At 70.8% G+C, this 10,888-nt stretch carries 12 protein-coding genes; 9 read left to right on the top strand and 3 right to left on the bottom strand.

Features of this window, described 5'->3' with window-relative positions; translation table 11 throughout:
• Positions 1-117 precede the first annotated feature (117 nt).
• Positions 118-579, bottom strand: a complete 462-nt coding sequence (locus tag ABTZ89_RS28420) for a carboxymuconolactone decarboxylase family protein (RefSeq protein WP_270953460.1) — start codon at positions 577-579, stop codon at positions 118-120.
• A gap of 47 nt (positions 580-626) precedes the next feature.
• Here ABTZ89_RS28420 and pdxR point away from each other — a divergent pair, with 47 nt between their 5' ends.
• Entirely contained in the window at positions 627-2,024 is a 1,398-nt protein-coding gene (pdxR, locus tag ABTZ89_RS28425; protein ID WP_351050306.1) for a MocR-like pyridoxine biosynthesis transcription factor PdxR, read from the top strand.
• Here pdxR and ABTZ89_RS28430 read toward each other — a convergent pair.
• Positions 2,008-2,481, bottom strand: a complete 474-nt coding sequence (locus ABTZ89_RS28430) for a metallopeptidase family protein (protein ID WP_177247858.1) — start codon at positions 2,479-2,481, stop codon at positions 2,008-2,010. The genes pdxR and ABTZ89_RS28430 overlap by 17 nt on opposite strands.
• Positions 2,482-2,516: 35 nt before the next feature.
• Here ABTZ89_RS28430 and ABTZ89_RS28435 point away from each other — a divergent pair, with 35 nt between their 5' ends.
• From ABTZ89_RS28435 to ABTZ89_RS28470, 8 genes are all read left to right on the top strand, one after another.
• The gene (locus ABTZ89_RS28435; RefSeq protein ID WP_270953463.1) at positions 2,517-2,651 is read left to right on the top strand and encodes a hypothetical protein; all 135 of its coding nucleotides are present in this window, start codon (positions 2,517-2,519) and stop codon (positions 2,649-2,651) included.
• 81 nt (positions 2,652-2,732) lie between these two features.
• On the top strand, positions 2,733-3,092 hold the full coding sequence (locus ABTZ89_RS28440; RefSeq protein ID WP_270953464.1) for a DUF3499 domain-containing protein: 360 nt from the start codon (positions 2,733-2,735) through the stop codon (positions 3,090-3,092).
• A gap of 110 nt (positions 3,093-3,202) precedes the next feature.
• Positions 3,203-4,552, top strand: a complete 1,350-nt coding sequence (locus ABTZ89_RS28445; RefSeq protein WP_270953465.1) for a phosphomannomutase/phosphoglucomutase — start codon at positions 3,203-3,205, stop codon at positions 4,550-4,552.
• 66 nt (positions 4,553-4,618) lie between these two features.
• Positions 4,619-4,828, top strand: coding sequence for a Trm112 family protein (locus ABTZ89_RS28450; protein WP_270953466.1), 210 nt, complete (start codon positions 4,619-4,621; stop codon positions 4,826-4,828).
• A 6-nt stretch (positions 4,829-4,834) separates the two neighbouring features.
• Complete coding sequence (locus ABTZ89_RS28455) at positions 4,835-5,914, top strand: SIS domain-containing protein (protein WP_270953467.1); 1,080 nt, start codon at positions 4,835-4,837, stop codon at positions 5,912-5,914.
• A 106-nt stretch (positions 5,915-6,020) separates the two neighbouring features.
• A complete protein-coding gene (gene manA / locus ABTZ89_RS28460) occupies positions 6,021-7,271 on the top strand; it encodes a mannose-6-phosphate isomerase, class I (protein WP_270953468.1) in 1,251 nt (416 codons plus the stop codon).
• 135 nt (positions 7,272-7,406) lie between these two features.
• Positions 7,407-8,324: a cation diffusion facilitator family transporter gene (locus ABTZ89_RS28465; protein WP_270953469.1), complete on the top strand. Its 918-nt coding sequence runs from the start codon at positions 7,407-7,409 to the stop codon at positions 8,322-8,324.
• Positions 8,325-8,468: 144 nt separating this feature from the next.
• Positions 8,469-10,016, top strand: a complete 1,548-nt coding sequence (locus ABTZ89_RS28470; RefSeq protein ID WP_270953470.1) for an amino acid permease — start codon at positions 8,469-8,471, stop codon at positions 10,014-10,016.
• 357 nt (positions 10,017-10,373) lie between these two features.
• On the opposite strand, the gene ABTZ89_RS28475 is transcribed toward ABTZ89_RS28470, so the two are convergent.
• Entirely contained in the window at positions 10,374-10,772 is a 399-nt protein-coding gene (locus tag ABTZ89_RS28475; protein ID WP_502949606.1) for a hypothetical protein, read from the bottom strand.
• Positions 10,773-10,888 lie beyond the last annotated feature (116 nt).

Below are 10,888 nucleotides of genomic sequence, written 5' to 3' on the forward strand. Positions count from 1 at the left end.
GGTGGAGTCCGCCGGGTCGCTGTCCGACGGCTGCCCGGCCGCGGAGGCCAGGAACGCGTCGAGCTGGGTGACCTATGGAAATCAGACGTCCGATTTCCATTGAAATTGCGTCGGGGGTCAGGCGGTGCGCTCGTCGGTGCCGGCGATCTTGCCGGTGGCGAGCGCGATGCGGTTCCAGGTGTTGATGCTGAGGATCAGCGCCAGCAGGCTCCCCAGCTCCTCAGGCTCGAACTGCTCGGCGGCTCGGGCGTAGACCTCGTCGGGCACGCCGCGGTCGGAGATCAGCGTGACGGCCTCGGTCAGCTCCAGCGCCGCGAGCTCCCGCTCGGTGAAGAAGTTCGTCGCCTCGCGCCACACACCGACCATGTGCAGCCGGTTCTCGTCCTCCCCGGCCTTGCGGGCGTCGTTGGTGTGCATGTGCAGGCAGTACGCGCACCCGTTGAGCTGGGACGCGCGGATTCGCACCAGTTCGCCCAGCACCGGGTCGAGTCCTTCGCCGGCCGCGGCTTCGAGGGAGCGCTGGGCGCGGAACGCCTTGGGGGCGGTCTTGGCGAATTCGATGCGGTTCTGGTTCGTCATGCGTTCGACGCTACGACGCGCATCGACCGGTCGTAGAGTGCAATTCCGTGGCGAAATCTTGGGCCAATTCGGCGGCGGTGACCGGTAGTGACCTCCACCTGGACCTGTCCGGTCCGGGGAGCAAGAGGGCAGTGCTCACCGCCGCGCTGCGCGAGGCGATCAGGGCGGGAAGGCTGCAGCCGGGCACCCGCCTCCCGCCGTACCGATCGCTCGCAGCGGATCTGGGGTTGGCCCGCAACACCGTTGCCGCCGCCTACGCCGAGCTGATCGCCGAGGGATGGCTCACGGCCCGCCAGGGCTCGGGGACCCGCGTCGCGCACCGCGTCGAACCCCGCCGCGCCAGCCGTCCGGCCCGGCGGCCGCAACGCCCGGAACCGGTCCACCACCTGCGGCAAGGGCAGCCGGACAGCTCCTCTTTCCCGCGAACCGCCTGGTCGGCCTCAGCGCGCCGAGCCCTCAACGCGGCACCCAGCGAGGCATTCGGCCCCGGTGACCCGCACGGCAGGCCGGAACTGCGCCGTGCACTGGCCGACTACCTGGCGAGAGCCCGCGGGGTCCGCGCCGAACCGGAGCGGATCGTGATCTGCTGCGGGTTCGCCCACGCCCTGGAGCTGCTGTTCGGCGGGGTCCTGCGCGGCCCGCTCGCCGTCGAGTCCTACGGCCTGCCGTTCCACCGCGAGCTGCTGGCCGAAGCCGGGGTCCGCACGATCCCGCTCGGTCTCGACGAGCACGGAGCCCGGACCGACGAGCTGGACTCGCGGATGCGCGCCGCGCTGCTCACGCCCGCCCACCAGTTCCCGACCGGCGGACCGCTGCACCCCGAACGCCGTGCCGCGGCCGTGGACTGGGCGCGGTCCAGCGGCGGGCTGGTCCTGGAGGACGACTACGACGGCGAGTTCCGCTACGACCGGGAGCCGGTGGGAGCGGTGCAAGGCCTCGACCCGGAGCGCGTGATCTACCTCGGATCGGTGAGCAAGAGCCTGTCGCCGGCGGTCCGCCTCGGCTGGATGGTGCTGCCCGAACACCTGGTGGACGAGGTGCTGGCGGTGAAGGGGCTGCGGGAGCGCTGGGCGAGCGTCCTGGACCAGCTGGCGCTGGCCGACTTCGTCGAGTCCGGGCACTACGACCGCCACGTCCGCCGCATGCGGCAGCGCTACCGGCACCGCCGCGACCAGCTGGTCGCGGCACTGGCCGAGCACGCACCGCACATCACCGCCACCGGCATCGCCGCAGGTCTGCACGCCGTGCTCCGCCTGCGACCCGGCACCGAGCAGGCCATCGTCGCAGCCGCTGCGGAACGAGGTGTTGCGGTGGAGGGGCTCGACGACTTCCGCCACCCCGACGCGTCGAAGTCCGCGGCCGACGGTGTCGTCGTCGGCTACGCCACGCCGCCCGAGCACGGGTACGCGGCAGCGCTGGACGCGCTGATCACTGCCCTTCGATGACGTCCGGGTCCAGTCCGAGGTAGGTGGCGACCTGCTCGACCAGCACGTCGTGCAGCAGGTCCGCCATGTCCGTGCCGTCGCGCGCCCGCGCTTCCAGCGGCCGCCGGTACAGCACGATCCGCGCGCGCGTGGGCAGACCGCGCCGGTCCACCCCGGCCGGGACCAGCCGGGCGAGCGGAACGTTGGAGTCCACCACCACGTCGTCGTCCCAGACGACCTTCTCGGGAGTGGTGCTGGTGATCTCCGGTACCTCGTCGACGGCGACGTCGAGCTGCGTCAGCTCGGCGTGCCAGCGCTGCTCTATCGGCTCCAACGCCTCCAGCACCAGCGCGTCGAAGCGCTGCGAACGGCTGCGCGACACCGGGACCGAGGACGGGTACAGCGGTCCTCGCAGGCCGCGGCCGCGCCGATCCCGCCGGAAGCGGATACGGCGCCGAGATCCACGTGCGGTCACCACGCGCTGAGGGTACGCCTTCCGCGCCCGGAGCCGGGATGAGCATCGGGTGGAATTCCGCACGCGCGGGCGCGCAGGCGCGCGGAACCGGCCGTTCCGCGGTGCGCGGCGTGATCGACCAGGCGAAACGCCCGGCGCCGGAGCTCGGTCCGCACCGTCCTGACCTGCGCTGACCTCGGCCTGGAGGGCCCGTTCAACATCGGTTTCCGCGTGCCTTCGCCGCGCACCGGATCGGGCGCGCTATCGTGCGTGTCGTGCGGAGCGTGAGGCGGTGCTCGCGGACCGGGTGTCTCAACCCGGCCGTCGCCACGCTCACTTATGCCTACGCGGACTCCACCGCGGTCGTCGGCCCGCTGGCCACTTACGCCGAACCGCACAGCTACGACCTGTGCGAAGCCCACGCGCTGCGGCTCACCGTGCCGAAGGGCTGGGAGGTCGTGCGGCACGAGGGCGAGTTCGCCCCGCCGGAACCCTCCGACGACGACCTGACCGCGCTGGCCGAGGCGGTCCGGGAAGCCGGGCGGCCGGACCGGCCGGTGGAAGCCCAGGGAGCCGGTACCAGCGGCAGCCGCCGCGGGCATTTGCGAGCCTTGCCCGATCCGATCGACGAGTGAATTGATCGTGACGAACAGCTCGCGTGCGTCCAGCGGACGCCACCGCCCGATCGTTCGCCGGTAGGCTGCCAACCACGTCGTGTCTGGCGCGGAATCGGGGAGGGTGCAGCGTGCGGGACCTGTCGGGGATCGTCAAGGCGTACGACATCCGCGGGGTGGTCGGGGATGGACTCGACGCTGACGCGGTGCGGGAGATCGGCGCCGCCTTCACCCGCCTGGTGGGTGGTCCGGCCGTGGTCATCGGGCACGACATGCGGGATTCCTCGCCGGGTCTGGCCGAGGCCTTCGCCGAAGGCGTCACCGGCCAGGGCGTCGACGTGATCAACATCGGCCTGGCCAGCACCGACATGCTCTACTTCGCCTCCGGTCGGCTGGAGCTGCCGGGCGCCATGTTCACCGCGAGCCACAACCCGGCCCAGTACAACGGCATCAAGCTCTGCCGGGCAGGTGCGGCCCCGGTCGGCCAGGACAGCGGCCTGTCCGAGATCCAGGAGCTGGTCGCCCACGGCGTGCCCGAGTTCCTCGGCGCCAAGGGCAGCACCAGCAGCCGCGAGATGACCGCCGAGTACTCCACCTTCCTGCGCGAACTGGTCGACGTCAGCGGCATCCGCCCGCTGAAGGTCGTGGTGGACGCCGGCAACGGGATGGGCGGGCACACCGTGCCGACCGTCTTCGACGGGCTGCCGATCGAGCTGATCCCGATGTACTTCGAGCTCGACGGCAACTTCCCCAACCACGAGGCCAACCCGCTGGACCCGGCCAACCTGGTCGACCTGCAGGCCAAGGTCCGCGAGGTCGGCGCCGACGCCGGGCTGGCCTTCGACGGCGACGCCGACCGCTGCTTCGTGGTCGACGAGCGAGCCGAACCGGTCGCGCCGAGCGCGATCACCGCGCTGGTCGCCGTCCGCGAGCTGGCCAAGGAGCCGGGCGGGACGATCATCCACAACCTGATCACCTCCAAAGCGGTGCCCGAGATCGTCGCCGAGCACGGCGGCAAGCCGGTGCGCACCCGCGTCGGCCACTCGTTCATCAAGCAGACGATGGCCGAGACCGGGGCGATCTTCGGCGGCGAGCACTCCGCGCACTACTACTTCCGCGACTTCTGGCGCGCCGACTCCGGCATGCTGGCCGCGCTGCACGTGCTGGCCGCGCTGGGCGGTCAGGACCTGCCGTTGTCGCAGCTGATGGCCGACTACTCGCGCTACGCCGCCTCCGGCGAGATCAACTCGACCGTCGAGGACCAGCAGGGCCGGATGCGCGCGGTGGCCGCGACCTTCGGCGACCGGTCGGGCGCTCGTGTGGACGAGCTCGACGGGCTTACCGTGGAGTTGTCGGACGGCTCCTGGTTCAACCTGCGCCCGTCCAACACCGAACCGCTGCTCCGGCTCAACGTGGAGGCGAGGGACACTGACGCGATGGCCGCGCTGCGCGACGAGGTGCTCGCGGTCGTCCGAGGGTGAAGTTCGGCCGCGAGAGGTCGGAGCGCGAGCTCGCGCTGGGTGCGCGGGCGAGTTTGGGGAGGAAAAGTGGCCGTTGACCTGGAACCGCAGTTGCTGGAGATCTTGGCTTGCCCGTGCCCGCAGCACGCCCAGCTCCGGCCGGGGCTGGCCGATGATCCCCAGGCCGACTACCTGACCTGCACCTCCTGCGGTCGGGCCTTCCCGGTGCGGGACGGAATTCCGGTGCTGCTGCTGGAAGAAGCCGTCGGGGGACCGGCGCCTTCCGGGGAGGGGTGAGGCCCGGTGCTCGACGACACACTCTTCGACGATCCCGCTCGGCTGGTCGACGCCGATGCCGGTGGTCTGCTGCGCCTCGCGGCACTGTCCGGTGCGCAGGTCCGCGCCGCGGCCGAGACCGCGACCGAGGTCGGCATGGACGACCTGGCCGACGACCGGCCCCGCGCGATCGTGCTGCTGGTGCGCCCCGGTGTGGGGCTCGGGGTCTGCCAGCTGCTGGCCGCTCTGGCCGGGCCGCGCTGCCCGGTCCCGGTGGTGGTCACCGACACGATCCCGGCCTGGATCGGCGCGCTGGACGTGGTGTTCGCGCACAGCGACGACGTCGGCGACGCGGTGCTGGCCGAATCGGTGTCGACGGCCTGCCGCCGCGGTGCGACGGTCGTGCTGGCGGTCCCGCCGGATGGTCCGGTCGCGGCGGCCGGCGCAGGCCGCGCGAAGGTCCTGCCGCCGCGCATCCCGGTACCGCCTGCGCTGTCCTTCGCGCACGCGTTCGCGGTCGGGCTCAACGTCTTCCGCGCGCTCGACCTGGTCCGCTTCGACGCCGAGCAGTTGGCCGACGAGCTGGACAAGGAGGCCGAGCACGCGCACCCGAACCAGGACACGCTGACCAACCCGGCGAAGTCGCTGGCGCTGCGGTTGGCCGACCGCGCGCCGCTGCTGTGGGGCTTGGACCGGGTGTCCACTGCGGTCGCCACGCACGGTGCCTTCGCCCTCGGTGCCCACGCCGCAACGCCTTGCCACGTGGCCGACTACCAGCAGGCCGTGGCCGAGCACGCACTGCACCGGGCCGCCTCCTCGGTCGGCTCGGAAGCGGACCTGTTCGCCGACCCCGAGGACAACCCGGGCGCCGCCCTGCGCGTGTTCCTGGTCAGCGCGCGGTACGACGCGCAGGGGGAGGCGCAGGAACGGGGCGCGGTGCGGGACCTGCCCGGTGCGGACCTGATCAGCCCAGGTGAATCGGTGCGCGACGACGCGGTGCTGCGATCCGCGACGCTGGCCGCCCGGTTCGACCTGGCCGCCGTCTACCTGGGGCTGGCGGCGGGCACGCTGAACGGTCCGGGGTGGCCGGCGTTGGCCATGCACTGAGGGAAGTTTCAGGGGAATGCCCCGATGCCGCCCGGCGGTCCAACGCGGTGTGCTGTGCTGGGCGCTGGGACGAGCAGGCGCGAAGACGAGGAAGCGAGAAACGACTGTGGAGCTACTGCGGAACGCGGTGCGCCCCTATGCGTGGGGCTCGCGTACCGCTATTGCTGATCTGCTCGGTCGGCCCGTCCCAACTCCGCACCCGGAAGCCGAGCTGTGGATGGGCGCGCATCCCGGCGACCCGTCGCGGGTGGTCCGGCCCGACGGCGACGAGGTGTCCCTGCTGTCCCTGCTGGAGGACGACCCGGCGCACCACCTGGGGCCGGTGTGCGTGCAGCGCTGGGGCGGGCAGCTGCCGTTCCTGCTCAAGGTGCTCGCCGCGGACGAACCGCTGAGCCTGCAGGCGCACCCGTCGGCCGAGCAAGCCGCGGAGGGCTTCCGGCTGGAGGAGCGGGCGGGCATCGCGCGCAACGCGCCCAACCGCAACTACCCGGATCCCACCGCCAAGCCCGAGCTGATCTGCGCCTTGACGGAGTTCCACGCGCTGGCCGGGTTCCGCGAGGCCCAGCGCACGGTCCGGCTGCTGGACGCGCTGGCGGTGCCGAGCCTGCGCGCGCACCGGGAACTGCTCGCCGCGCAGCCCGACGCCGACGGTCTCCGCGCGCTGTTCACCACCTGGATCACGCTGCCGGAGACCTACCTCCGCGAGGTGCTGCCGGAGCTGCTGGAAGCGTGCGTCGAGCACGTCCGGGAGCACGGCGAGTTCTCCCTCGAGTGCCGGACGGTGCTGGAGCTCGGCGAGGCCTACCCGCACGACGCCGGTGTGCTGGCCAGCCTGCTGCTCAACCGCATCGTGCTGCAGCCCGGCGAGGCGATCTTCCTGCCCGCCGGGAACCTGCACGCCTACCTCAACGGCACCGGCATCGAGATCCTGGCCAACTCCGACAACATCCTGCGCTGCGGTCTGACCCCCAAGCACGTCGACGTCCCGGAACTGCTGCGGGTGCTGGACTTCGCCTGCGGGGACATGCGGGTGCTCAAGGGCGAGTCGCTGGACGCGAACCTGACCGCGTACCGGACGCCGGCCGACGAGTTCGAACTCTCCAGGTTGGACTGGACGCCGGCCGAATCCGGTGTCGTGCACCTGGATTCGCCGGGCCCGCAGATCCTGCTGTGCACCAAGGGCAGCGTCCGGTTGACCAGCAGCACGCACAACGGATCGCTGCCGCGCGAGCTCCGGTTGGAGCGCGGGCAGTCGGTGTGGCTCGCGGCGTCCGACCCGGCGGTGCAGGTGCGTCCCGCCGAGCTCGACGACGACGGCCGGGCGCAGGTGTTCCGCGCCGCGGCCGGGGCGTTCTGAACCGCCGAGCGGGGACAAAAGGGACAGAATTCGGGCGAGTTCCCGAACCCGCGGTGCGGCCGCCGCGTCGGCCGGTAGATTCCTCCCGTCCTTGACCGGGTGACCGGTCGACCTGCGCACCGCACGGGAGAGAACGTGTCAGCAAGCGGCGGAACCAAGGCGATCTTGGCTGCGCTCACCGCCAACGCGGGCATCGCGGCCGCCAAGTTCACCGGCTTCCTGTTCACCGGGTCTTCGTCGATGCTGGCGGAGTCGGTGCACTCGTTGGCCGACACCTCGAACCAGGGCCTGCTGCTGCTCGGGCAGAAGACCTCGCAGCGCAAGCCCACCGAGGAGCACCCGTTCGGGTACGGCCGGGACCGCTTCTTCTACTCCTTCGTGGTCGCGCTGCTGCTGTTCAGCCTGGGTTCGGTGTTCGCGCTCTACGAGGGCATCCACAAGATCCAGCACCCCGAGCCGCTGACCTCGGTCTGGGTCGCGGTGCTGATCCTGCTGGTCGCGATCGGGCTGGAGAGCTACAGCTTCGTCACCGCGATCAAGGAGTCGCGCACGATCAAGGGGAAGCTGACCTGGTGGCAGTTCGTCCGGCAGGCCAAGACGCCGGAACTGCCGGTGGTCCTGCTGGAGGACCTGGGCGCGCTCATCGGCCTGGTGCTGGCCCTCTGCGGCGTCGGTCTCACCGCGCTCACCGGCAATCCGGTGTGGGACGGTGTCGGCACCGCGTGCATCGGGGCGCTGCTGGGGGTGATCGCGATCGTGCTGATCGTCGAGACCAAGAGCCTGCTCATCGGGGAGGGCGCGAACCGCGAGGTGCTGGCCGCGATCGTCGGCGAGCTGGAGCGCGGCAGCGTGCAGAAGGTCATTCACATCCGTTCCCAATATTTGGGACCCGAGGAGCTCCTGGTCGCCGCGAAGATCGGCATGACCCCCGCGATGTCCGTGGCGGAGGTCGCTGCCGAGATCGATGAAGCGGAGGCGCGGGTCCGCGCGAAGGTCCCCGAGGCGCGGCTGATCTACCTCGAACCGGACCTCGAGCGGACGCTGACCCGCTGACCAGGCCCGTTTCGTTCAGGGGCGCAGTTGTGCACATCACAAGGAGTTAACGAATGGGCGTGAGGACTAAAGGCACCCAGTTCCGCCCGCAACACTGCCGGGTTAGGGTGCGACCCACCATTTGGGATTACTGAGGAGGCGACAGTGCCAGGTACTGGGCTGTGGCGTACCAAGTCGGTAGAGCAATCGATCTTGGATACCGACGAGCCGGACACCAAACTTCGAAAGAACCTCGGCACCTGGGACCTGATCGTCTTCGGTGTTTCCGTGGTCATCGGCGCCGGCATCTTCACGTTGGCCGCGAGGACCGCCGGCGACATGACCGGACCTTCCGTTTCCGTGGCGTTCGTGCTCGCCGCGATCGCGTGCGGTCTCGCAGCGCTCTGCTACGCCGAGTTCGCCTCCACGGTGCCGGTCGCGGGTAGCGCCTACACCTACTCCTACGCCACCTTCGGCGAGTTCATCGCCTGGATCATCGGCTGGGACCTGATCCTCGAGTTCGCGGTCGCCGCGGCCGCGGTGGCCAAGGGCTGGTCGGTCTACCTCCAGGAAGTGTTCAAGCTGGGCGGGTTCGACCTGCCGACCTCGTTCGAGCTCGGCGGCGGGCTCCAGTTCGACTGGGGCGCGGTGCTGCTCACCGCGGTCCTGTGCACCCTGCTGGCGCTGGGCACCAAGCTCTCCGCCCGGGTCAGCCTGGTCATCACGCTGATCAAGGTCGCGGTGGTGATGCTGGTCATCGTGGTCGGCCTGGCCTACGTCAACACGGCGAACTACACGCCGTTCATCCCGCCGGCCGCCGAGGCCGGTGCCAGCGACACCCCGAAGATCGAGCAGTCCCTGCTGTCACTCATCCTCGGCGGTGAGACCAGCACCTACGGCATCTTCGGCCTGCTGGCCGGTGCGTCGCTGGTGTTCTTCGCCTTCATCGGTTTCGACATCGTCGCGACCACCGCGGAGGAGACCCGCAACCCGCAGAAGAACGCGCCGCGGGGCATCCTCGGCAGCCTCGCGATCGTCACCGTGCTCTACGTCGCGGTCGCGCTGGTGGTCACCGGCATGGTGCCCTACACCGACCTGGCGACCGATGCGGAGGGCAACCGGGCCACGCTGGCCACCGCCTTCGCGCAGCACGGCGTGAACTGGGCGGCCGCGATCATCGCGGTCGGTGCGCTGGCCGGTCTGACCACGGTGGTCATGGTGCTGCTGCTGGGTCAGACCCGAGTCCTGTTCGCCATGTCCCGCGACGGCCTGGTGCCGCGCGGTCTGGCCAAGACCGACCCCAAGCGGGGCACCCCCACCCGCGCCACCATCCTGGTCGGCGTGGTCGTGGTGGTGGCCGCGGGCTTCTTCCCGGCGGACAAGCTCGAAGAGATGGTCAACGTCGGCACGCTGTTCGCGTTCGTGCTGGTCTCGCTCGGCGTGATCGTGCTCCGCAGGACCCGGCCCGACCTGCCGCGCGGCTTCCGCGCCCCGCTCGTGCCGCTGGTGCCGATCCTGGCGATCCTCGCCTGCCTCTGGCTGATGCTGAACCTGACCGCGCTGACCTGGATCCGGTTCGTGATCTGGATGGTGGCCGGTGTGGTGATCTACTTCCTGTACGGCCGCAGGCACTCGCGGCTGGGGCAGCGGGCCCAGGCCGGTGAGGTCGAGACCGGTGGCGAGGTGCCACGAGGCTCCGGTTCGAGCGAGTAATTCCTGGTAAGAGGCGCGGTGGCGTCGTCCCGTCGGGGCGGCGCCACCGCGCTTTTCCGTGCGCGGGGGAGGGCCGCGCTTCCGCTGGTTCTGAGAGCTGCTCAGGTATTCGAACAGATGTTCACCTGCTCGAGTGATGATCTTTGCTGGTCAGCGCGGCAGCATGGACTGCATGGAACTCGAAACGACAGGAACCAGCCGGCGAACGACTCTCCGCAAGGCGCGTGCTGGAACGTCAGCCCCGCATCGCGTCGGTGGTGGAAGAGCACCGACCGTGGACCCACCGTTGCGCGCAGAAGAGAACGGTGGCGCGGTCCGTGCTGGACCACGCCACCGGTTAGGAGTTGAGCGCGGGGCTCAGTTCTCGCTGCTGCCCAGCGACATCGCGCGCTCCCACGGGGCGCTGCGACCGCGGGGCTCGGTGATCTCGGGCAGCACGGCGGGCTTGGGACGGGTTTTCACATCCTGCTGCTCCGGCACGGTGACCGGGGTGCTCTCGTCCTCCGGCGCGGCCTCTGGCTCCTCCGGTGCCTGGGTCAGCTCTTCGACGGAGTCGGTGAGGGATCCGCCGTCGCCGCCCTGCGCGGTCAGGTGCTGGGTCTTCGGTGTGCTCGGCACGGCCGGGGCCTGTGCTGGCGTGGGGGTCTGCGGGCGCAGCGGCAGCGTGGCGCCGCGAACCGGGGTCTCCAGACCGGCCGCCATCGCGACCGCCCGGTCCCACTCGGGGTCGCCGGGGTAGTCGGTGTGCCCCAGCACGCCCGGCACCCAGCGGCGGCAGGAGGACGGTGAGTACCAGCTCGGGCTCGCCGATCGGGGGGTGTGGCTGGAGTTCGACATGATCGGCATGGACATCACCTTCCCGAAGGAGGGTG

It is taken from the genome of Saccharopolyspora sp. NPDC002686 (genome assembly GCF_040295745.1).
Lineage (GTDB): Bacteria > Actinomycetota > Actinomycetes > Mycobacteriales > Pseudonocardiaceae > Saccharopolyspora > Saccharopolyspora oryzae.

Coding starts and splice junctions, on each gene's coding strand:
- ABTZ89_RS28435 (WP_270953463.1), top strand. CDS start 2,517: ATGAGCATCGGGTGGAATTCCGCACGCGCGGGCGCGCAGGCGCGCGGA.
- ABTZ89_RS28420 (WP_270953460.1), bottom strand. CDS start 579: ATGACGAACCAGAACCGCATCGAATTCGCCAAGACCGCCCCCAAGGCG.